This window comes from Nonomuraea sp. NPDC004354 (assembly GCF_053602555.1).
The window spans coordinates 73,411-94,853 of the sequence record NZ_JBSGDV010000011.1; the positions used below are offsets into that span (position 1 = coordinate 73,411).

Here is a 21,443-nt window from a genome sequence, read left to right on the forward strand (position 1 = left end):
GATATAAGCTACTGAACAAACCTGAAATATAGGGAAAATGGAGGACGCGTGGCCCTCAGTCGCCTGACGGTCTATCCCCTGGGCAGCATGAGCATCACGACCTTCGTCGGGATCATGCTGCTCGTCCAGTGGCCAGAGGGCGACCCCGGCAAGGCCCGCGAGGTGGCGGCGGTGTGGCGGCGCATCGCCGCGCGCGTCGACACCAGCCTGCGCGACATGGACGAGGTCGCCGAGGCGGTGTGGAAGACCAACACGGGCGAGGGCGTCGACGCGTTCGAGGCCTACTGGCGGGATCGGCTCAAGCCGTACCCGCCGCAGGTCTCCGCCTACGCGCGCGGCCTGGCCAAGGTGTGCGACGACTACGCCGACGTGCTGGACGACACCCAGCGCAAGGTCCTCCAGATGGCCATCATCTCCTACCTGGAGATGCTGATGTTCATGGCCTGGCCGGAGATCGGCGGGATGACGACCTGGTTCGCGCGGAGGGCGATGCGGAAGGTGCAGGCCAAGCTCCTGCTCAGGCTGGCCGAGTACGTCTCGGGCAGCCTGTTCTACGCCATCGCCGACCAGATCATCGTGGACGGCGTCAAGCTCGCCTTCGGCGACGACATCGGCTCGCTGGAGGACAACCTCGTCGCCATGGGCAAGAACTTCGCCGCCGCCATGGTCTTCTACAGCATCGATCCGGCCAACTTCAAGCGCGTGGGCGTCGACAAGATCCTGCCGAAGAACGCGGACCTGCAGAAGTACGTGGTGTTCCTGGCCGGGTCGAGCGTGTTCACGGTGACCGCGAACGCCCTGAACCGGCCTGGCGACATCCTCGACGACCCCGCCGGCCTGCTGCCGACCTGGCAGCAGATGATCAGCAAGTTCCTGGTCGGCGCGGGGCAGCTCGGCAAGGGGTGGAGCCGCCAGGGAGGCTAGAGGGAGTCGTAGAAGCGCCTGGCGTCCTCGATGTAGGGCGCCATGGTGTCGTCGATCGTCTCCGACACACGTGTCGCGGCGTCGGCCGCGGCGGCCCGCGCGGCTTCGAGCACCGCCTCGGCCAGCGCCGCCGAGCCCAGCCTCATCGCGCGCGGATCGATCGTCAGGCCGGACAGGGCGCCGCCGGGGACGACCTCCAGGCGGACCAGCCCGTCCGCGGCCTCACCGTGGCCGCGGACGTCGGCCATGCGCTGCCTGGCCTCGTGGAGGGGGCGCATCTCCGCCTCGAAGTCGGCGAGCAGCCGGCGAACCTCGGTGTCGATGGTGGGCTCGGTCAAGGGAACTCCGATCACGGCTGGTAGGTGGGCGGTGCGGGCACCTTCGGAGTCGCCTTGATCGTGGCCCAGGTGGCCACGTCGAGACTGACGGTCGACAGGCGCAGGCGGGCGGCGATCTCCGGGTAGGCGTCCCGCAGCGCCTCGACGTAGGTGGCGGCATCGGTGGCGTGCTTCACGTAGTCGCGCTTGAACTTCACGCCTCTGTCGTCGTCGCCGGCGAAGTCGCCGATGGCGGTGATGGCGGCCACCAGGCCGGTGAGGTCGGCGCCGAACAGGTCGTGCTCGTCGGCGAAGGCCTTCGCGGCGCTCTCGAAGGAGGAGAAGTGGGCATCGGTCGTGGTCGGTCGCGCGCCGGAGGGGGCGGGCTCGTCCGGGGGCATGGAGTCCTTTCCGACAACATGTTCTGTATTGCCTACCTTTTTAATAGGTTAATCACTCGGTTGGCAAACCGTCGCGCAAGGACATCGCGCCCCTCCGGCCGAACGCGGCGGCGCGCACGCCCCGCCGTACCAGGGCGGGCAGGCACAGCGCCGTGCCGAGCGCGCCGATCCACACCGCGGCCGACAGCCCGGCCAGGGCGGTGGCCGCGGCGGACAGCAGCGCGCCGACCGCCACGGCGCCCCAGATGAGGAAGCGGTGCACCGCGCCGACCCGGCCGAGAAGCGCGGCGGGGGCGGCCGTGTGCCGCAGCGTCAGCGAGGTCGGGTTGAAGGCCCCCTCGCCCACACAGTGCAGGATGCTCGCCGCGACCAGCCCGGCCGCGCCCACCGTGGTGCCGAGCACCGGCATGGACACGATGCCCGCCACCGACACGACGGCCGCGCCGACCAGCGTGCGCGGCGCGCCGAACCGGCGTACCAGCCGCGCCGAGGCGAGGGTGCCGATGGGGTGGCCCGCCGCCGCGGCGCCCAGCACCACGCCGATCCACTGCGGCGACAGGCCGAGCACGTCGCGGCAGTAGAGCACCAGGCTCGTCTCGAGCATCGACAGGAAGAGCACGTAACTGGTGCCGCAGGCGATGATCGGCTCCAGCAGGGGGTGGCCGGCCACGAAGCGCAGGCCCTCCACGATGTCCCTGCGCAGCCAGCCGCGCTCCCGGGCGGGGGCCTGCCGTACCGGCTCCCGGTGCCTGATCAACGCCAGCGACAGCACCGACGCGGCGAAGCTGAGCACGTTGGCGGCCACCGCGCCCGCCACGCCGAGCACCTGGATGAGCGGGCCCGCCGCCATCGGGCCCACCGTGTTGGACACCGACTCCGACAGCGCCAGGCGGGCGTTGCCGGAGTGCAGGCGCTCGCGGTCGCGGATCAGGGAGGGCAGGTAGGAGGAGTAGGCCACCTGGAAGAACACCACCGCGCAGCCGCTCACCAGCACCAGCCCGAGCAGGAGCGGGAAGGTCAGCGCACCCGTGGCCAGCAACCCCCAGACAGCGCCGAACGCGGCAATCTGGACACCGTCGCAGACCAGCATCACCGTACGGCGCGGCAGCCGGTCCACGATCGCCCCGGCGGGCAGGCCGAGCGGCAGGAACGGGAGGAAGAGCGCGAACGGCAGCAACGCCGCCTGCGCGGGCGACACGTCCAGCGCGGTCACCGCCACCAGCGGCAGCGCCAGCTTCATGAACTGGTCGCCGAACAGGGAAAGCGACTGCCCTGCCCACAGCAGGCCGAAGTCGCGACGCACATCATCGATACGAAGCAGCACGGCTCCGTAGCCTGCTGCGCCGGTGCCCGGCCCGGCTCGCGGGATTCGGACCCCGCGTTACGAGGTCCGGATCCCGCCATCGAGCTCGGCCCGGGTGGGCAGACCCTGCCAGTCGCTGGCGCTGGTCACCGCGGCGGCGCCGAGCGCGGCGCCCCTGCCGAGCCGCTCCTGCGGGGTCAGCCCGTCGAGCACGGCGCTGAGGTACCCGGCCGCGAACGCCTCCCCGGCGCCCATGGTGTCGACGACCGGCACCGGCAGCGCGGGCGCGTCGTAGCGGACTCCGCCGGAGCGCACGCTGGCGCCCTTCGGGCCGCGCGTGACGACGACCTCCCTGTCGGGAGTGAGGGCCGGCTTGACCAGGTCGAGCTCGTCCTGCCGCACGAACAGGAGCGAGCTCCTGCGCGCCAGCGCGCCCAGCACCTCCTCGGCCTCGGTGAGCGAGGGCCACAGTGCGGCGTGGTAGTCGACGGACATCGACACGGGGACCCCGGCGGTCAGGGCGGCGCCGACGGCGGTCTCGACCGCGTCGCGCGGGTCCAGGCCGAGCGAGGGGGTCACTCCGGTGATGTGCAGCAGGCGCGAGGCGGCGATCCTGTCGATGGGCACGTTTCCCGGTGACAGCCGCGAGCCCGCCGACCTGACGCGGTAATGGGTGACGCGGGGATCATGGCCGACTCTCGACTCCTTCAACAGCAGGCCGGTGGGCGCGGTGCCGTCCTCGCGCATGTCCGAGACGTCCACGCCCTCGCCGCGCAGCACCGTGGTGATCCGCGCGCCCAGCTCGTCGGCGCCCACCTTGCCGAGGAAGCTCACCCGGTGACCCAGCCTGGCCAGCGCGATCGCGAGGGTGAGCTCGGGTCCGCCCACGTCGATGCGCGCCTCGCCGTCGTGGCGGATCCGGCCGCTGGACACCACACCGAGGGGCTCGCCCATCGTGTAGACGTCACTCATGTGATCAACACTACAGAATCATAATTTTTCACATCAGAATCCCAGGTCACACAAATGATCGTTTTGTGAGCAAAACTTTCCCCTCTCTCGAGTCAACCTTTTCTCGTTAGTGTGCCTCTAAGTGGTAGAGGGGGTCGGGCAATCCCGAGCCTGACCCCATCAACACGGGGAGAGGAATCAGCACCCTCATGAAGAAGATCGCAGCAGGCCTCATCGCCGCCGCCATGGGTGGCGCTCTGCTTGTCACCGGCGGCACCGCCGCTCAGGCTCGCACCACCCTTGACGTCCAGATCCACGACATCCAGCCCGACCCCGTCGTCGTCGCCAAGGGCGGCGAGACGACGGCCACGTTCTTCGTCGAGGCCACGAAGGACGCCAAGGTCGAGCTCAGGGTCGAGCCGGTGAGCGACATCCGCACGTTCGCGGCCAAGAACGTCAGTGTCATCCCCAACGGGGACAACTGGAAGTTCACGGTCCCCTTCAGCTCCGGTGACGAGGGCAAGTGGCGCGCCATCGCCACCGCCACCAAGGGCGGCGAGACCGACCGCGACAAGGCCACCTTCGACGTCGAGGTGAAGGGCGGCAAGGCCGACACCCGCATCACCAGCTTCAGGGCCAACCCCGACCCGGTGAAGAAGGGCCGCAGCATCTGGTTCTCCGGTCGCCTTCAGGTCGACGACGAGGGCTGGGACGGCCTGCGCGGCGGCGAGGTCGAGATCTACTTCCGCGCCAACGGCTCCAGCGGCTGGAAGTACGTCACGAGCACCGAGACCCGGTGGGGCGGCAAGTTCAGCGCCAAGACCCGCGCCTGGAAGAGCGGCACGTTCAAGGCCGTCTACGACGGTGACGACGAGACCAACGGTTCGGAGAGCCGTACCGACTGGGTCCGCGTCTACAGCTGGCACCACTGAGCACCACTGAGCTCGGCTGAGTACCACTGAGCACCACTGAGAAAGCCGGTCCGCGCGCACGCGGGCCGGCTTTTTCGCGCGACGATGCGGGGCATCGCCGAGCCCGAGGCTCCTACCTGCGGTGAGTGCCCGCCGGCAGGCGTGACGGCCCGGAGCCGGGGTAGCGCTCTCGGTATGGAGCAGTTGAAGGAATTCGATCCTTTCGACATCTTCGACACCGAGGCGGCCAGGCTCGACAGGTTCTTCTCCTCGCTCGACGAGGAAGAGTGGGACCGGCCGACCCGGTGCGCCGGCTGGTCGGTGCGTGACGTGCTCGCGCACCTGGCGGGGGAGGAGCTCTACAACCACGCCTGCCTCGACGGCGACGTGGAGGGGTTCTTCGACCTGGTCGAGCGCGAGGGTGTCAAGGGGTTCGACCAGTTCAACCAGTGGTGCGTCGAGCAGCGCCGCGAACTGCCCGTCGAGCAGGTGCTGGAGGAGTGGCGGACCAAGAACGGGGAGACCCGCGAGCGGATGCGCGCCCTCGGCCGCGAAGGCGTCCTGCAGACGTCCGCGGGGCCGTACCCGGTCGACATGCAGACCTACCACTACGACTCCGAGTACGCCACGCACGCCGACGACGTGGGCGCGCCCGTCTCGGACGACGAACGCGACCAGCGCACCTGGTGGCGGCTGCAGCTGGCCAGGCAGGTGCTGGCCGAGCAGGGTGCGAAGGTGCAGGTGGAGACGATGGCCGACCACGTGTGGGTGTACACCGACGGGGCCAGCGACAGCCTGTCGTTCCCCGCGTTCGTCGAGGCCACCGTGGGCAGGACGACTCCGGAGCACGCGGTCGACCAGAGGATCGCGACAGCGCTGCGCTGCCTGGCGTGAGAGGAGCCGGAGAGGAGCGGTCATGTGGCAGCGGCATCCTGAGGGCACGGAGCCCGTCAGCGCGCGGAGCCCGCTGCGTGCCAGGACGATCATGTCGAGTGTCGCGCTGCCCCTGGCGCTCGTCGGAACGGTGGTGTTCACCGTCCTGGCGATGCGCACGGGCCGGGAGGTCTGGTGGTGGGAGACGGCCATCGCCGCGGCGGTGGCCCTGTTCGCCGCCATCGACCTGGGGGTGCTGCACTATCACCGCACGCGCCGCTGATCGCCCGTCGCCCTGCCCGTCGCCCTGCGGAGCGCGGCGGCCAGGCCGGCGGCGGAGAAGGCAGGCAGTACGGCCGCCAGATGCCCGTCCGGCCTGACCAGGTGCACGCTGTCGGCACCCGCGTCGAGCAGGCCCGCGTCCAGGCCCAGGCCGGGGAGCGCGACCACCTCGGCGGGCGCGACTCCGGCCACGGCCGCCGCGGCCGGCTCCACGCGGTCCGCGCGCGCCACCAGCACCGTGAAGCCGGGGCCGAAGCGCTGCCGCAGCCGCCCGCCGGGCACCCGCGCGTCGGGACAGATCACGCCGGGCACCGGGGGCCGAGCCGCCCCCGGTTCGGCCGGTACCGGCACGGGGGAGGGTGTCGTCAGCGGCGAGTCGACGTACCAGTACGGCTCGGCCAGCTTCCCCGAGTCGATCGACCGCCGCGCCTGCGGGTCGCGCACTGCTCGTTCCAGCACCTGCCTGCGCCACTCCCACTGCTCGGCGCTCTGCGGAACCAGGAACTCCATCGTCCTGCCGGTCACCGCCAGGTTGACCAGCGCGGCGGCCCGCCGTTCGACGTCATAGGAGTCCAGGAGCGCGGCGGGGGCGCCCCGCCGTACCAGAGCGAGCTTCCACGCGAGGTTCTCGGCGTCCTGCAGGCCCGAGTTCAGGCCCCGCGCGCCGAAGGGCGCGAACAGGTGGGCGGCGTCGCCGGCCACGAACACCCGCCCCCGCCCGAAGGCGGCCGCCACCCGCGAGTGGAAGCGGTAGACGGTCAACCACACGATCTCGTACGGCAGGCTGCCCGTGATCCGCCTGATCATCGCGTCGACGTCGGCCGTGCCGGGGTCGAAGCCGGGCGGCACCTGCCAGTCGATCCGCCACACCGAGTCGGGGCACTGGTGCACGAGCACCTGCCGTCCGGGGTTCCACGGCGGGTCGAAGTAGAAGCGCCGCTCGCTGGGGAAGGGCAGCGTGGCCTTGATGTCGCAGATGAGGAACAGGTCGGCGAACGACCGGCCGGGGAAGCCGATCCCGGCCAGCCGGCGTACGGCGCTGCGCGGACCGTCCGCCCCGACCAGGTGGCTGCCGCGCACCGGCCCGTCGCCGGTGAGAACGTCGACGCCGTCCGCGTCCTCGCGGTAGCCGATCACCGCGCTGCCGTACCTGAGGTCGACGAGCGGCTCGGCGGCGACGCGGGCGCACAGCAGTTCCTCGACCCGCGCCTGCGAGATGTTGATCCACGGCGGTACCTCCGCCCTGGGGAAGGTCACCGAGAACAGCTCGTGCTCGCGGAAGTAGGTGCGGCCGGTGGTCCAGGTGACGCCTTCGGCGACCATCGGGGCGGCGACGCCGACCCGGTCGAGGATGTCGAGCACGTCGCGCTGGAAGCAGATCGCCTTCGAGCCCGTGGGGTCGCGGCGGGCCGCCGCCTCCAGCACCACCGTCGGCACCCGCCATCTGGCCAGCAGCAGGGCCGTGGCCAGCCCCACCGGGCCGGCCCCCGCGATCACGACTGGAGCTGGTTCCATACCGCCCTGTCCCGTTCCGCCGTCCAGATGATGGGCCGTTCGACGCCGTCCAGTTCGTCCCAGAGCCTGGAGACGTTGAACGGCAGGCAGTGCTCGAAGATCGGCCAGCGGCCGTACCGGGGCGCCAGCGCGGCGTGGGCGGCCTCGAACGCCTCCTTCAGCGTGCCCGACCGCCGGTGGACCGCACCGACCTCGCGCAGCATCACCTCGAGGAAGTCACGGGTCTGCCCGATCGCCGCCGGCACGTCGCACGTGACCGCCCCGCGTCCGCCGATCAGGGTCGCGGCGCCGAGCGCGGCGACACGGTCGAGCGTGGTCGTCGACCACTCGCGGTGGAAGGCGTCGCCGGTGTAGAGGGCCGCCCGCGCCTCGACCAGGTCGCCGGCGAACAGGATCCGCTGGTCCGGCAGCCAGGCCACGATGTCGCCCTCGGTGTGCCCCCTGCCGAGGTGCCGGAGCTCGAGGAACCTGCCCCGGCCGAGGTCGATACGGACCGTGTCGGTGAAGGTCAGCGTCGGCCTGGTCAGGCCGGGGATCGAGCCGGGATCCTTGAACAGGCGCGGCATCCTGCCGTACTCCGACTCCCAGTCCTGCAGGCCGCGTTCCTCGATGAGGAACCTGGTGTTCTCGTGCGCGACGATGACGTCCGCGCCGAACGCCGAGGCGCCCAGCACCCTGACGGCGTGGTAGTGCGACAGGACCAGGTAGCGGACGGGCTTGTCGGTGTGTTCGCGCAGCCGCTCCAGCCACTGGCGGGCGGCGGCCGGGGTGGCCATGGCCTCGAAGCAGATCAGGAAGTCGTCGGCCTCGACGGCGCCGACGTTCGGGTCGCCCTCGGCGGTGAGCGCGTAGACGCCCTCGCCGACGATCTCCAGGGTCTGGGTCTTGTCCGTCAGGTCGGCGGACGAGGCGAACGCGCGCATACCGGGATCTCTACCCCGCCCGCGCGGCAAGCCACCGCCCCGTCCCGCCGGAACCCGTCCCGCGTCCGGGTACGGCTCGGCCAGCCGTTCGGCAGCTTGAGCATGACCTGGTCGCGGGAAGGTGTTGTCGGCGCACTCCCAGTAGGTGGCCTGGTTGCCGTCGTTGGCATTGGCGGCGGGATAGACGTCGGTGTGGCTGCTCTCGGACATCTGCCTGCCCGCGGCGAGGTCGGGCCCCGCGGACCACGGGGCTGAGGAACCGCCGGACAGCCGTTGTCGATGAGAACGATCTTGCTAGGGGTGCCAATGGGCGGAAACGGTATGCGAGTGGGACAGCTGCTGGTCAGCGTCGCGCGAGTGCTGAGTAGGCGGTGGATCGGCCGATCTTGAGGGGGCGGGCGCAGTCGCGCACCGATGTTCAAGCGTCGATCCGACCGGCTCCGAAAGGATGAGGCACGACCTGCAGGCCAGGAAAGGACGACGATGACGGAACAGCCGCACGGGCACACTTTCGAGATCCTCCACCGCGATCCCCAGATCACGGCGAGCATCAGGATGACGGTCGCGATCGCCCGCCTGTCGGAGGCTCAGGGCGAAGGGTTCTCGGAACTGTGGAAGTACACCCAGCAGCCCGGCGTGAGCGTGGAGGGACAGCCCTTCGTCAGGTACCACACCTTCGAGGAGGGCGAGACGGACGTGGAGGTCGGCGTGCCCGTGGCCGGACGTCCTGTCAGCGCGGGACGTGTCGCCTCCGCCGAGCTGCCGGGTGGCACGGCCGTCGCCACGTGGCACCTCGGATCGCACGACAGCCTGGGCGACACCTACGCCCTGCTGGGCGCATGGCTGAAGGAGCACGACCGCGAGCCTGACGGCGGGGCGTGGGAGATCTACCACTGGTTCGACCTCAGCACACAACCCGATCCGTCGAGCTGGCCCGCCCCGGCGACCTGGCGCACCCAGCTGATCCAGCCGATTCGCTGACGCCGGTCGTTCGCCATCACGGCGTCCGACATTCGCATCCTCGGCTCGCCGCCGGCCCTCACCGCCGGCCGCGCCCGCGCCTCCCGCCGCGAGAGCCTCACCGGGGCCGTCGCGGGCGTGGCGCTCTGTTGGAAGATCGCGCGACTGGTCCATGTGTTGCCGAACCGCGATGATTTCGACGGCGGTGAAGGCGATCGGGCGGCGAGTCTGGATGTCATGCGGCGACAGGAACTCGGCAAGGATCCCGGCTTGGGCATGTCCGTTCATGACATCCGCAGTGGAGGGCAGGTCAAGGGCTGGTCGTCGTGGGCTCCGGACGTCGGCGACGCCGTGGTGCTGATGCGGATGGGGGGCTTCCGCCGGCACGCGTCGGGGCAGGACTCCTTCCTCGACGCGGCCGGCGGTTACCTGACCAGAAAAGGGCTGGAAGAGCGCTTCGCCTATCCGTCGGCGAGCGAGATCCGCTACACCTGGATCATGTTGACCCCTGACGCCTACGACGAATACGTCGCGGGCGTCCAGGGCGCTCCAGGCTGGATGCTGGCAATCACCGCCTTGCTCGACCTGCGCCATCGCGAGCTGCTGTCCGCCTGCAGGAGAGGCGCTGACCACCTGGAGGTGGGTGAACGGTTGCAGAGCCTGCTGGCGGCTCTCCCGCCGCGGACCGAGCGGCCCGGCCCCGGTATGCCGCCCACGACGCGGGTGATCCACCGCCGCATGACCATCGCCGTGCAAGAGGCGCTCTCCTGCGGTCACCTCAACGACAGTGTCGCGGACCTGGCCCGGCTGGTCGGCGCCTCGCCCAAGCATGTCGGAAGGATCTTCCGCCACGTCACCGGGCGCACGATCAGCGAGTATCGCAACGAACTGAGGGTGCGGGCCGTGCTGGAACACATGGCCGACGGAGGCGCCCAGTTCGCCGAACTGGCCACCATGTACGGCTTCGCCGATCACGCGCACCTGACCCGGACGGTCCGCAAGCATCTCGCCGAGACGCCCAGCGCCCTGCGCGCACGCCTCGACCTCGGCGGTCTCTGACCGTCGCGTGACCCGTTGACCACCGCGCCGACCACCCCGTTCGCAGGCAGGTGCGCACAGCCGGCATCGGGGCCGGTGTGACGGAGGGGTCAGGGGGGTCAGCGCTTGCGCACGAGGGTCACGCGGTCGCGCACGGGCAGCATCACGGACTCGTCCCGCTCGTCCCGCTGCGGCGCTGGCGGGCGGCCTCGTACAACACCACGGTCGCCGCGCTGGCGGCGTTCAAGGAACTGGCCGAGCCGGCCATCGGAATGCGCGCCATCGTGTCGCACGCCTGCCGCCATCCCGCGCTCAGCCCGGTGGTCTCGTTACCGACGACCAGCAGGGTGGGGCCAGTCAAGTCCAGTTCGGCGACCTCGCGACTGCCGTTCTCGTCGGTGCCCACCACCATCAGCGGCAAGCCCCGGCCGCGCAGCTCTGCCACCCACGCCAGCACCTCTCGGTGGGAGTGGGACCGCACCACCGGCAGCGCCAGCAGCGACCCGGTGGAGGCCCGCACCGAACGAGGATCATAGGGGTCGGCGGCGTGCCCGGTGACGATCAGACCAGCGCCGCCGAACGCGTCCAACGAGCGTGCCATGGTCCCGATGTTGCCGGGAGTGTTCGGCCGGTCGAACACCGCGCCCAGGAAAGACGGCCCCACCTGGATACGGGACAGCTCATCGTCGGGCAGCCCGACCACCGCCACGAGTTCGGGCACGTCCTCGTCCTTGCCGCCCAGCTCCCGCAACAGGTTGGGGGCCATGGACACCCGCTCGCCGCCGGCCTCCTTCAGCATCTGCTTCGCCCAGCTCGACAGCGGTCGCTCGGCGTCGTAGATGAGCGCATGCACCGGCCAGCCGAACTCGATTGCCAGGCTGATCGGGCGTACGCCCTGGATCAGGAACTCCTTGGCCCGCTGCCGTTTGGCCCGGTTTCCCAGCAGCGCCTGCCACTGCTGGAACCGCGCGTTCGCTCGCGTGATGCGTAACTGCGCCGATAACGATGGGCCACGATCAGTCACGCTCTACAGCATGATCAGTTCCTCAAGCGATGGCAAACCAGGTGAGGTCGAACAGATCGACTCGCATACCGTTTCCGCCCGTCGGCGCACCCCTAGCACGCTGTCCGGCGGTCAGCCCCGGACCAGGCGGGGGCGCCAGGCCGAGGACCGCGAGCGCCAGCGCGGCGAGTAACGCGAGGGTGCGTCTGTCATGGGGGAGTGGCTGCACTATAAGATGGCATCTGCAATATTTTGACTACTTTTCGCAAATTCACGACAGAGCATAGGGATCGATTCCACGGAACATCGGCGCAGCTGAGGCTATGGACGGGCGCGTCCGGATCGTTCTCCATGAACGCAAGCGAATCTGCAAGCACTTGCAATGACTTACGTGGATCGGCGTATAGTTTGCGCATGACGCGTCGACTGGCAGAGGTGGCCAAGAAAGTCGGGGTGAGCGAGGCCACCGTGAGCCGGGTGCTGAACGGCAAGCCGGGCGTCTCCGAGGCGACCCGCGAAGCCGTGCTGACCGCACTCGACGTGCTCGGCTACGAGCGTCCCACCCAGCTGCGCGGTGACCGCGCCCGGCTGGTCGGCCTGGTCCTGCCCGAACTGCAGAACCCGATCTTCCCCGCCTTCGCCGAGGTGGTCGGGGGAGCGCTGGCCCAGCAGGGCTTCACCAGCGTGCTGTGCACCAGGACCGTCGGCGGGGTCTCCGAGGCCGACTACGTCGACCTGCTCCTGCAGCAGCAGGTCTCCGGGGTGGTCTTCGCCGGCGGCCTGTACGCCCAGGGCGACGCCTCGCACGAGCACTACGAGCTCATCCTCGAACGCAAACTTCCGACCGTGCTGGTCAACGCGGCCGTCGAGCACCTGGGCTTCCCGCAGGTGTCCTCCGACGACGCCGTGGCGGCCGAGATGGCGCTCGGCCACCTGCGCGCCCTCGGCCACGAACGCATCGGCATGGTGCTCGGCCCCAAGGACCACGTGCCGTCCAGGCGCAAGCTCGACGCCTTCCTGGCAAGGGGCGGCGACTACGACCTGGTCGAGTTCACGATGTTCTCGCTGGAGGGCGGCCACGCGGCCGCGACCAGGCTGGTGCGCAAGGGAGTCACCGGCGTCATCTGCGCCAGCGACCTGCTCGCGCTCGGCACCATCAGGGCGGCCAGGCGGGCCGGGCGCAAGGTGCCCGACGACCTGTCCGTGATCGGCTATGACGACTCGGCGCTGATGACCTGCACCGACCCGCCGCTCACCACCGTCCGCCAGCCGATCGACGCGATGGGGCGGGCGGCCGTCGACCTGCTCGTGGCGTTGATCGACAAGGCGGTGGTGCCTGCCGACGAGCTGCTGTTCGAACCGGAGCTCGTCGTGCGCGCCTCCACGGCCCGCGTCCAGTAGGCCTGCACCCCTCCACGCCCCCGCGTCCAGGAGGCCCGCGCCCCTCCGTGCCCCGCGCCCCCAGTAGGCCCCCGCCCTTCACGGCCCGCCCGTCCAGTAGGCCCGCGTGGCGGCCCCGCCGGTAGGGAGCGGGCCGGCTTCCTGTCGGGTGCTCGACCGCCCGGGTACCGCCGTGCACGGCTGCCTGCCCTGACGCTTCTCGGCGTTCCCGCACACCCGGCCCCCGCCCCCCGGCCCCCGCCCGCGCCCTCCGGCGGCCGGCGGGCGGGTGTGCGCCTGGGGCGCCACGAGCTGCGACCGTCATGGAGTCGTTATATTTCAATAGACTGTCAAAATCTTGCAATGATCTGTCGATGCTGCTTATCGTGTGGGCCTCCCCATCCCCATCAGAAGGGTCCAGACCGATGAGCAGCTCCCGCAGAGCACTCGGCCTGCTGATCGTCACCGGCCTCAGCCTGCCGGTCGCCGCCTGCGGCTCCACGCCCGACAAGCCGGCGCCCGCGGCGAGCGGGACGGCCCAGGCCGCGCCCGTCACGATCTCCGTCGGCTGCCAGCCGCCCAAGACCAACCCCCTGCAGCGCAAGGACTGGGACGACGACGTCGCCGCCTTCCAGAAGCTGCACCCGAACATCACCGTCGACAGCAAGGACGGCTTCCCCTGCCACGACGTGAAGACGTACGACGCCAAGCTGGCCGGTGGCCAGATGGAGGACGTCTTCTACGGCTACTTCGGTGACGTCCAGACCGCGATCAAGGCGGGCCAGGCCGCCGACATCACCGCCTACGTCGACACCGTCAGCACGCTCAAGGACATCGACCCCAGCGTGATGGCGGCATACACCGTCAACGGCAGGACTTACGGCGTTCCGCGCGGAAATTACAAGGTCGGCCTCGTCTACAACCGCAAGCTGTTCACCCAGGCCGGACTCGACCCGAACACGCCGCCCAAGAGCTGGGCCGAGATCCGCGAGGCGGCCAAGAAGATCAGCGCGCTGGGCCCCGGCTACATCGGCTACGGCGAGTACAGCGCGGGCAACACCGGCGGCTGGCACTTCACCCAGTCCATCTACGGCAGGGGCGGCGCGATCGTCGACGACAGCGGCAAGAAGGCCGCCTTCAACAGCCCCGAGGGCAAGGCGGTCCTGCAGAACCTCAAGGAGATGCGCTGGACCGACAACAGCATGGGGACCAAGCAGCTCTACCAGTGGGACGACCTCATGCGCCTCATGGGCGCGGGCAAGATGGGGATGATCCTCGGCGCACCCGACGTCATCACCGAACTGCACGACAACCGCAAGGCCGCCTACGAGGACTTCGGCCTGGCCGCCTTCCCCGAGGCCAAGGCCACGCTGGGCGGCGGCGACGGCTACATGTTCAACCCGAAGGCCACCCCCGAGCAGATCAAGGCCGGCCTGCTCTGGCTGGACTACTACGTCCTGACCCCCGGCAGGGGCCAGTTCGACTACGCGCGGCAGAAGGCGACGGGCAGAGCGGTCGGCCTTCCCGACAACAACGTCTGGGGCGACAGCCCGACCGGGCGGAAGCTGCTCGACCTGCGCGGGACCAACGCGACGCTGCCGCTGGAGAACTTCACCGCCTACGTGGACGGGATGGCCGCCGTCCCGCTCAAGCTCGAGCCGCCGATGAACCAGCAGATCTACCAGATCCTCGACACCCCGATGTCGGCCGTCCTCACCCGGCGGGACGCGGACGTCGACAAGCTGCTCGCCGAAGCCGAGGCCAAGGTCAACGACGTGCTGAGCAAGTCCAGCTAGACCACCCCGCGGTGCGCGCCGGCCATGCGGACGGCGGGTCCCCGCGCCCAGGGCGCCGGGGACCCGCCCGTCCCCCGGGCCGGCGGCAGCAGTCATGATCACCAGGAGTGACCCCTTGAACGTCGCAAGCTCGGGACGCAGGCCCCCTTCCAGGACCGGCAGGGAGGTGAGACGCAACCTCACCGCCTACGGCTTCCTGTCGGCCGCCCTGATCTGCTTCGCCGTCTTCTCGTGGTGGCCGATGGTCCGCGAGGTCCTGCTGAGCCTCCAGGAGAACAACTTCGTCGACCCGCCGACCTGGGTCGGGCTCGACAACTTCGCCACGGTCGTCGCCGACCCCGCCTTCGCCCAGGCCTGGCTCAACACCGCCGCCTTCACCGGCCTCGCCCTGCTGATCGGCTACGTGGTCCCCTTCACCGCGGCGATCGTCCTCAACGAGCTCCGCCACGCCAAGGCGTACCTGCGCTTCGTGGTCTACCTGCCGGTGATGCTGCCGCCCGCCGTGTCCGTCCTGCTGTTCAAGTGGTTCTACGACCCGGGACCCGGCCTGTTCAACCAGATCCTCGGCCTGGTCGGCCTGCCGCCGCTCGCCTGGCTCGACTCGACCGACACCGCCCTGATCTCCCTGGTCATCGTCTCGACCTGGATGAACCTCGGCAGCGGCACGCTCATCTACCTGGCCGCCCTGCAGACCATCCCGAGCGAGCTGTACGAGGCGGCCGAGCTCGACGGCGCCGGCCTGGTCAAGCGGATCCGGCACGTCACCATCCCGCAGACCAGGCTGATCCTGCTGGTGATGCTGCTGCTGCAGATCATCGCGACCATGCAGGTGTTCATCGAGCCGTTCATGCTCACCGGCGGCGGCCCGGAGAACGCCACCGTGACCGTCGCGTACCTGATGTACCAGTACGCCTTCAACTTCGGGAACTTCGGAGGTGGAGGCGCGATGGGCCTGATGCTCATGATCGTGCTCATCGTCTTCTCCGCCGTGTACCTGCGCGTCTCGCGGGAGACCCCATGATCGCCACCGCCGTACGGCACCGCGAGCCCCGGCCGCGCAGGCTCGCCCGGCGCCGGATCGAGACCCGGTTCCGCACCCTGGTCTCGCCGCACCAGCTCAACACCCGCGGCGGACGGGCGATCTACTGGACCGTGCTGGTCACGACGGTGGCCGGCTGCACCGCGGTCTTCCTGTTCCCGCTCTACTGGATGGTGACCGGCGGGCTCAAGCCGCCGGAGGAGCTCGACCAGATCCCGCCCACGCTCATCCCGCGCGATCCGAGCCTCGAGGCCTACGCCGAGGCGTGGAACCTGCTCGACCTGGGGCTGCTGCTGCGCAACACCGCGCTCTACGCGGCCGGGGCCTGGCTGTTCACGCTGGCCGTGGACGTCTCGGCCGCCTACGCGCTGTCGAAGCTGCGCCCGATGTTCGGCAAGCTGATCACCGGCATGATGCTGGCCACGCTCATGATCCCGCCGATGGTCCTCATCCTGCCCCTCTACGTGACCGTCGTCGACCTGGACCTGCTCAACACCCCGTGGGCGATCTGGCTGCCGGCCGCCGCCAACGGCTTCAACATCTTCCTGCTCAAACGCTTCTTCGACTCCGTCCCCCGAGAGCTCATCGAGGCGGCGGAGATGGACGGCGCGTCGCCCGCGCGGATCCTGTGGTCCATCGTGCTGCCGGTCTCGCGGCCCATCCTCGGCGTCGTGTCGATCTTCACCGTGGTCAACGTGTGGCGCGACTTCGTCTACCCGCTGCTCGTGCTGCCCGACACTGATCGCATGACGGTGAGCGTCGCCATCAACTCGCTCTCGCAGACGATGCCGACCAACGCGCTCACCGCCGCCCTGGTGATCGCCAGCCTCCCGACGATCGTCATCTTCCTGTTCTTCCAACGGCACATCATGGCGGGACTCACCGCCGGAAGTCTCAAGGGTTAGGAGCGCAATGTCCGACACGTGGTGGCGGGGCGCCGCGATCTACCAGGTCTACCCGCGCAGCTTCGCCGACGGCGACGGCGACGGCGTGGGCGATCTGGCCGGGCTGCGGGAGCGCCTGCCGTACCTGAAGGACCTGGGGATCAACGCGATCTGGCTCACCCCGTGGTACCCGTCGCCCATGGCCGACGGTGGCTACGACGTGGCCGACTACCGCGACATCGAGCCCGCGATCGGCACGCTGGCCGAGGCGGAGACGTTCATCGGGGAGGCACACGGGCTGGGCATCAGGGTCATCATCGACGTCGTGCCCAACCACAGCTCCACCGCCAGCGCGTGGTTCCAGGAGGCGCTGCGGGACCGGTCGAAGCGCGACCGCTTCTGGTTCCGCGACGAGCCCAACGACTGGCGGTCGATCTTCGGCGGGCCCGCGTGGACGCAGGTGGCCGACGGCCAGTGGTACCTCCACCTGTTCGACCCGGGCCAGCCCGACTACAACTGGGACAACCCCGAGGTGCGTCAGGAGTTCCACGACGTGCTGCGCTTCTGGTTCGACAGGGGCGCCGACGGCATCCGCGTCGACTCCGCCGCGCTGCTGGTCAAGTCGGCCACCGCCTACGAGGACCTCGACGGCGTGCACGACATCTACCGCGGCTGGCGGCGGGTGGCCGACGAGTACGGCGACCGGATCCTCGTCGGCGAGGTCTGGCTGCCCGACCAGGAGCGCTTCGCCCGCTACCTGCGTCCGGACGAGTTGCACACCGCCTTCAACTTCGACTTCCTCGCCTGCCCGTGGGAGCCCGCCGCGCTGCGCGCAAGCATCTCGCTGACGCTGTCGACCCACGCCTCCGTGGGGGCGCCGCCCACCTGGGTGCTGTCCAACCACGACGTCGCCCGTGTGGTCACCAGGTACGGCAGAGCCGACACCTCGTGGGACCACGCCGACCGCAGGGACGGCGTGCCCGCCGACCTGGAGCTCGGTCGCCGCAGGGCCAGGGCGGCGGCGCTGCTGGCGATGGCGCTGCCCGGCGGGGTCTACGTCTACCAGGGCGAGGAGCTCGGCCTGCCGGAGGTCGACGACATCCCCGACCGCCTGCGCCAGGACCCCATGTGGACCAGGTCCGGCCACACCGTCCCCGGACGGGACGGCTGCCGCGTGCCGCTGCCGTGGTCGGGCGACGCGCCGCCGTTCGGGTTCGGCCCCGGCGCGGGAGAGCCGTGGCTGCCGCAGCCGCCGGAGTGGAAGGAACTGACCGCCGAGGCGCAGGCCGGCGACCCGGGATCCATGCTCACCCTCTACCGCACGGCCCTGCGCCTGCGCCGCGACCGGCTCGGCGACGGGTCGCTGACCTGGCTGGACCTGCGCCCCGACGTGCTGGCGTTCACGCGGGACACAGGGGTGGTGTGCGTGGTGAACCTCGGCCCCGACCCGGTACGGCTGCCGCCGCACTCGGCGGTCTTGCTGGCCAGCGGGCCGACAGGGGACGGGCTGCTGCCGTGCGACACGGCGGTGTGGCTGGAACCCTGACCGGCCCGGGGCCGGGGAGGCTAGCCGCGGGCGACGATGTCGCCGAGCGTGGTGACGGTGTCGAAGTCGTTGGTCAGCCGGTTCTTGGTGACGGCGAAGGCGAGGCCGGTGGCGGTGTCGGCGTAGGCCACGCTGCCGCCGGCGCCGGCCATGCCGAACACCGTCGGCGTCTCCTCGGGCGCCGACCCCGGCCGGCCGATCGCGTAGCCGAGGCCCCACGCCGACGGCATGCCGAACACCTCGTCCACGCCGCTGAAGGCCGTGGTCGTCACCTCGCGCAGCCTGTCGGGCGAGATCAGCCGCGTGCCGTCCACCTCGCCGAGCAGGGCGGCGTACATGCGGGCGATCGCCCTGGCCGAGGTCTTGCCGCCCGCGGGGATGTCGGCCGACAGGTAGTCGGGGCGGCTGCCCAGCCCGGCGGTGGGCATCAGGTCCATCGGGCCGGCCTTGAACATCGGCAGGTCCTCGGGCATGTCCGCGAACGCCGACATGTCCATGGGGGCGTCCTCCAGACGGGCGAGCCGGTGGTGCTCCGAGGCGGGCATGCCGAAGTAGAGCTCGTCGGCCACGCCGAGCGGCCCGCTCACCTCTTCGCGCAGCACCTGCGAGATCGGCTTGCCGGTGGCCCGCCGGACGATCTCGCCGACGAGGAATCCGAACGTGTAGGCGTGGTAGCCCATGCGGGTGCCCGGCTCCCACCACAGTTCGGCGTTCTCGAGGGCGGCGACCATCGTGTCCCAGTCGCAGACGTCCTCCGGCGTGGTGTCCAGCGGGAGGCCGGGCACCCCGGCGGTGTGCGTCAGCACGTGGCGCACCGTCACGCCTTCCTTGCCGTGCGCCCCGAACTCCGGCCACAGCTCCGCCACGCGTGTGTCGTAGCCGAACAACCCGCGCTCCACCAGCACGTGGGCGACGGTGGCGGTGGCACCCTTGCCGATGGAGAAGTTGTAGAACGGCGTGCCGGGCGTCACGAGCCGGCCGGTCTCCGGGTCGGCCACACCGGCGACCACGTCCACGACCTGCCGGCCGTCACGGTAGACGGCCACCTGGAGGCCCCGCTCCCGGCCCGACTCGACCAGGTCGTCGGCGGCCTGCTGCACCAGCTTCTGGAGTTCGCTCATCATGTCCGTCCTTCAATGTTTGGAACTAGACGGTACAGTACTGAGACCGGTACGGAACTGTCTAGTACTATCCGGACCATGACAACGGAAGTGGGTCGCACGGCACTCAAGCGCAGGCAGATCCTCGACGCCGCCAAGGCGGTCTTCCTGCGCAACGGCTACGTGGGCGCGAGCATGGACGAGGTCGCCGCCCTCGCCGCGGTGTCGAAGCAGACGGTCTACAAGTACTTCACCGACAAGGAGCAGCTGTTCACCCACCTCGTGCTCGACACGACCGGCGAGATCGACCACCTCACCCGGATGGTCACGGCGGCCTTCGACGACAGCGACGATCCCCGGCGGGCCCTGAGCGAGCTGGCCCGCGCCTTCCTCGGCTCGCTGCTGCGGCCCGAGGTGCTGAGCCTGCGGCGGCTGATCATCGCCGAGGCCGACCGCTTCCCCGACCTGGGCCGCACCTGGTACGAGCAGGGCTTCGAGCGGGTGCTGGCGACGCTGACCGGCTGCTTCGGGCGCCTGGCGGAGCGCGGCCTGCTCCACCTGGACGACCCCCGGCTGGCCGCCGACCACCTCATGGGCCTGCTGCTGTGGATCCCGGTGAACAGGGTCATGTTCTGCGGTGGGGACGCCTCCTACACCGACGCCGAGCTCGACCGGCTGGCCGAGACGGCGGTGGCGGCGTTCCTGCGCGCCTACGGAGTCAGCGCACCGCTTTCAGGTTGAGGATCCACAGGTCGCGGCCGTCGGTGTCACTCCAGGCCAGCAGGGTCCCCGGATCGTTCTTGTCGCCCAGGCCGACCGCCATCGACGGGTCGGCGGGGTCGAAGGTCGCCAACGTCCCCACACGTAGATCCTTGATGACCTGTAACCCCGCGCGCAGCCGGAGCACCACGAACCGGTTCAGCACCGGCCCGCTCGCCGTCGTCCCCGGCAACTCGACCGTGCCGGACCCGTCCGTTCTGCGCGCGAGCGTCATCCCCGAGATCGGGTGGCGCTCCACGCACCAGTCGGGCGAACACCGCGCCACCCCCTGCCCGCCGGTCACGAACGCTCGCGAGCGCCCCGACTCCAGGTCGGTCAACGTCCCCTTCGCCAGGTCGGCGGCCCACGGCCAGGCCAGCAGCCACAGCCCCTCGCCGGCCTTCTCCCTGCCGCCCCTGCCGGACAGCGGCCGGCGGTAGACCGCCTGGCCGGTGTTCCAGAACAGGTGGCCGTCGCCCACCTGGAAGCGGGCCTCCGGCGGGGCCGACCGGTCGCCCTGCGCGGCCTTGGTGACCAGGCGCGGCCTGCCGCCCTTCACCGGCACGCGCCAGAACCGCGTCTCCAGCGTCTCGTCCGCGCGCAGCCCGAGCGAGCTCCACACCACAAGCCGGCCGTCCGTGGCGAACCAGCGCACCTCGTCGCCCGCCGGCAGCTTCGCGAACCGGCCGATCCGGCCGGTGGCCGCGTCGTAGACGTCCAGCCGCACGTCGCCGTGGCCGAGCCGGTTCTGCGCCAGCAGCACCACGCGCCGGTCGTCGATCGCGATGGCCGGCTGGTAGACCAGCCCGTCGGCGGACCGGGCGGGCAGCCTGGAGACCGCGCGCGGCCACACCTCCTGGGCCGCCCTGGCCAGCCCGACCCTGGCGGGCACGGGCCTGGCCGCGGCCGAGACATGCTCGGCGGGCGCCGCGACCGTCGGCCTGACCAGCACGACCAGTCCGGTGACCGTGGCCAGCGCCAGACCCGCGGCGGCGGCCGACCGCAACCGCCTGCCATGACGGCGCCGCCGCAACCGCGACAGGCCCGACAGCAAATCGGCGGGGCGAGCCGTCGCGGCCGCCGCCTCCAGCGTCCTGACCAGGTCGTCCTGCCGGACGGCGACGCTCTGGTCGCGCACCCTGGCCGCGGGCAGGTCGAGGACGCGCGCGATGTCCTCGTTCGACAGCCCGCCGTACGAGCGGAGCACGATCACCGCCCTGGCCAGCGGAGGCAGCTCGGCCAGCTGCCGCCAGACGTCCGGATCGCCGCCGTGCCCGGCGATCTCGGCCTCGGGCACCCCCTGGGCCGCCCGGCGCCGCCGCTGGCGCACGAACAGGCGGGCCATCGCCGTGCCGACGAAGGTGTCGGGGTGGCCGGTCCTCGCCATGCGCAGCCCGGCCAGCGCCTCCTGGGCCAACAGGACGCCTTCGCGCTGGTCGCCGGTGAGCACGAGGCCGTAGCGCACGAACCCCATGCCCTTGATGAGCACGAAATCGGTGAAGCCGTCAGGAGGACCCATCCAGCCACCTCCGTGGCCA

21 protein-coding genes are annotated in these 21,443 nt (G+C 70.6%); 12 read left to right on the forward strand and 9 right to left on the reverse strand.

Going from position 1 to position 21,443, the window contains the following annotated elements; genetic code table 11:
- Positions 1–48: 48 nt before the first annotated feature.
- Positions 49–924 (forward strand): WXG100-like domain-containing protein, encoded by an 876-nt coding sequence (locus ACWENQ_RS27395; RefSeq protein ID WP_449926917.1) that lies wholly within the window; start codon positions 49–51, stop codon positions 922–924.
- On the opposite strand, the gene ACWENQ_RS27400 is transcribed toward ACWENQ_RS27395, so the two are convergent.
- From ACWENQ_RS27400 to ACWENQ_RS27415, 4 genes are read right to left on the reverse strand one after another with little or no spacing between them, the layout of a single operon-like run.
- Complete coding sequence (locus ACWENQ_RS27400; protein WP_354918970.1) at positions 921–1,262, reverse strand: YbaB/EbfC family nucleoid-associated protein; 342 nt, start codon at positions 1,260–1,262, stop codon at positions 921–923. The two genes, ACWENQ_RS27395 and ACWENQ_RS27400, sit on opposite strands and share 4 nt — an antisense overlap.
- 11 nt (positions 1,263–1,273) lie before the next feature.
- Positions 1,274–1,642, reverse strand: coding sequence for a hypothetical protein (locus tag ACWENQ_RS27405; protein WP_449926913.1), 369 nt, complete (start codon positions 1,640–1,642; stop codon positions 1,274–1,276).
- A 52-nt stretch (positions 1,643–1,694) separates the two neighbouring features.
- Positions 1,695–2,966: an MFS transporter gene (locus ACWENQ_RS27410; protein ID WP_452416838.1), complete on the reverse strand. Its 1,272-nt coding sequence runs from the start codon at positions 2,964–2,966 to the stop codon at positions 1,695–1,697.
- A 57-nt stretch (positions 2,967–3,023) separates the two neighbouring features.
- Positions 3,024–3,917, reverse strand: coding sequence for a sugar kinase (locus tag ACWENQ_RS27415; RefSeq protein WP_452416840.1), 894 nt, complete (start codon positions 3,915–3,917; stop codon positions 3,024–3,026).
- Positions 3,918–4,105: 188 nt separating this feature from the next.
- Between ACWENQ_RS27415 and ACWENQ_RS27420 the strand changes: the two genes are divergently transcribed.
- The 3 genes from ACWENQ_RS27420 (at position 4,106) to ACWENQ_RS27430 (ending at position 5,963) form a co-directional block, all read left to right on the forward strand.
- The gene (locus tag ACWENQ_RS27420; protein ID WP_354918982.1) at positions 4,106–4,828 is read left to right on the forward strand and encodes a hypothetical protein; all 723 of its coding nucleotides are present in this window, start codon (positions 4,106–4,108) and stop codon (positions 4,826–4,828) included.
- A 174-nt stretch (positions 4,829–5,002) separates the two neighbouring features.
- On the forward strand, positions 5,003–5,701 hold the full coding sequence (locus tag ACWENQ_RS27425; protein WP_354918985.1) for a maleylpyruvate isomerase family mycothiol-dependent enzyme: 699 nt from the start codon (positions 5,003–5,005) through the stop codon (positions 5,699–5,701).
- A gap of 22 nt (positions 5,702–5,723) precedes the next feature.
- The gene (locus tag ACWENQ_RS27430; protein ID WP_449926903.1) at positions 5,724–5,963 is read left to right on the forward strand and encodes a DUF6343 family protein; all 240 of its coding nucleotides are present in this window, start codon (positions 5,724–5,726) and stop codon (positions 5,961–5,963) included.
- Here the strand turns inward: ACWENQ_RS27430 and ACWENQ_RS27435 are convergent.
- Together ACWENQ_RS27435 and ACWENQ_RS27440 are read right to left on the reverse strand one after the other, a co-directional pair.
- The gene (locus ACWENQ_RS27435; protein WP_452416842.1) at positions 5,945–7,477 is read right to left on the reverse strand and encodes an FAD-dependent monooxygenase; all 1,533 of its coding nucleotides are present in this window, start codon (positions 7,475–7,477) and stop codon (positions 5,945–5,947) included. The genes ACWENQ_RS27430 and ACWENQ_RS27435 overlap by 19 nt on opposite strands.
- On the reverse strand, positions 7,456–8,400 hold the full coding sequence (locus ACWENQ_RS27440) for an MBL fold metallo-hydrolase (RefSeq protein ID WP_449927083.1): 945 nt from the start codon (positions 8,398–8,400) through the stop codon (positions 7,456–7,458). Before ACWENQ_RS27440 ends, ACWENQ_RS27435 begins: the two co-directional genes overlap by 22 nt.
- A 483-nt stretch (positions 8,401–8,883) precedes the next feature.
- Here ACWENQ_RS27440 and ACWENQ_RS27445 point away from each other — a divergent pair, with 483 nt between their 5' ends.
- Together ACWENQ_RS27445 and ACWENQ_RS27450 are read left to right on the forward strand one after the other, a co-directional pair.
- Positions 8,884–9,381 carry a GyrI-like domain-containing protein gene (locus tag ACWENQ_RS27445; RefSeq protein ID WP_449926897.1) on the forward strand — a complete coding sequence of 166 codons (498 nt, stop codon included), beginning with the start codon at positions 8,884–8,886 and terminating at the stop codon, positions 9,379–9,381.
- Positions 9,382–9,636: 255 nt separating this feature from the next.
- Complete coding sequence (locus tag ACWENQ_RS27450; protein WP_452416843.1) at positions 9,637–10,419, forward strand: helix-turn-helix transcriptional regulator; 783 nt, start codon at positions 9,637–9,639, stop codon at positions 10,417–10,419.
- 142 nt (positions 10,420–10,561) lie between these two features.
- On the opposite strand, the gene ACWENQ_RS27455 is transcribed toward ACWENQ_RS27450, so the two are convergent.
- On the reverse strand, positions 10,562–11,422 hold the full coding sequence (locus tag ACWENQ_RS27455) for a TrmH family RNA methyltransferase (protein WP_452416844.1): 861 nt from the start codon (positions 11,420–11,422) through the stop codon (positions 10,562–10,564).
- Between the two features lie 393 nt (positions 11,423–11,815).
- On the opposite strand from ACWENQ_RS27455, the gene ACWENQ_RS27460 reads away from it, so the two are divergent.
- From ACWENQ_RS27460 to ACWENQ_RS27480, 5 genes are all read left to right on the forward strand, one after another.
- On the forward strand, positions 11,816–12,802 hold the full coding sequence (locus tag ACWENQ_RS27460) for a LacI family DNA-binding transcriptional regulator (protein WP_449926889.1): 987 nt from the start codon (positions 11,816–11,818) through the stop codon (positions 12,800–12,802).
- A gap of 404 nt (positions 12,803–13,206) precedes the next feature.
- Entirely contained in the window at positions 13,207–14,577 is a 1,371-nt protein-coding gene (locus ACWENQ_RS27465; RefSeq protein ID WP_452416846.1) for an ABC transporter substrate-binding protein, read from the forward strand.
- A 166-nt stretch (positions 14,578–14,743) separates the two neighbouring features.
- Positions 14,744–15,598: a carbohydrate ABC transporter permease gene (locus ACWENQ_RS27470; RefSeq protein ID WP_452416848.1), complete on the forward strand. Its 855-nt coding sequence runs from the start codon at positions 14,744–14,746 to the stop codon at positions 15,596–15,598.
- Positions 15,595–16,521, forward strand: coding sequence for a carbohydrate ABC transporter permease (locus tag ACWENQ_RS27475; RefSeq protein ID WP_449926880.1), 927 nt, complete (start codon positions 15,595–15,597; stop codon positions 16,519–16,521). The genes ACWENQ_RS27470 and ACWENQ_RS27475 overlap by 4 nt, the downstream gene beginning before the upstream one ends.
- 7 nt (positions 16,522–16,528) lie before the next feature.
- The gene (locus ACWENQ_RS27480; RefSeq protein ID WP_452416849.1) at positions 16,529–18,046 is read left to right on the forward strand and encodes a glycoside hydrolase family 13 protein; all 1,518 of its coding nucleotides are present in this window, start codon (positions 16,529–16,531) and stop codon (positions 18,044–18,046) included.
- A 20-nt stretch (positions 18,047–18,066) separates the two neighbouring features.
- On the opposite strand, the gene ACWENQ_RS27485 is transcribed toward ACWENQ_RS27480, so the two are convergent.
- Positions 18,067–19,170 (reverse strand): serine hydrolase domain-containing protein, encoded by a 1,104-nt coding sequence (locus ACWENQ_RS27485; protein WP_452416851.1) that lies wholly within the window; start codon positions 19,168–19,170, stop codon positions 18,067–18,069.
- A 75-nt stretch (positions 19,171–19,245) separates the two neighbouring features.
- On the opposite strand from ACWENQ_RS27485, the gene ACWENQ_RS27490 reads away from it, so the two are divergent.
- A complete protein-coding gene (locus ACWENQ_RS27490) occupies positions 19,246–19,887 on the forward strand; it encodes a TetR/AcrR family transcriptional regulator (protein WP_452416853.1) in 642 nt (213 codons plus the stop codon).
- Here the strand turns inward: ACWENQ_RS27490 and ACWENQ_RS27495 are convergent.
- Positions 19,865–21,424 (reverse strand): sigma factor-like helix-turn-helix DNA-binding protein, encoded by a 1,560-nt coding sequence (locus ACWENQ_RS27495; protein WP_452416855.1) that lies wholly within the window; start codon positions 21,422–21,424, stop codon positions 19,865–19,867. The genes ACWENQ_RS27490 and ACWENQ_RS27495 overlap by 23 nt on opposite strands.
- Between the last annotated feature and the right edge of the window lie 19 nt (positions 21,425–21,443).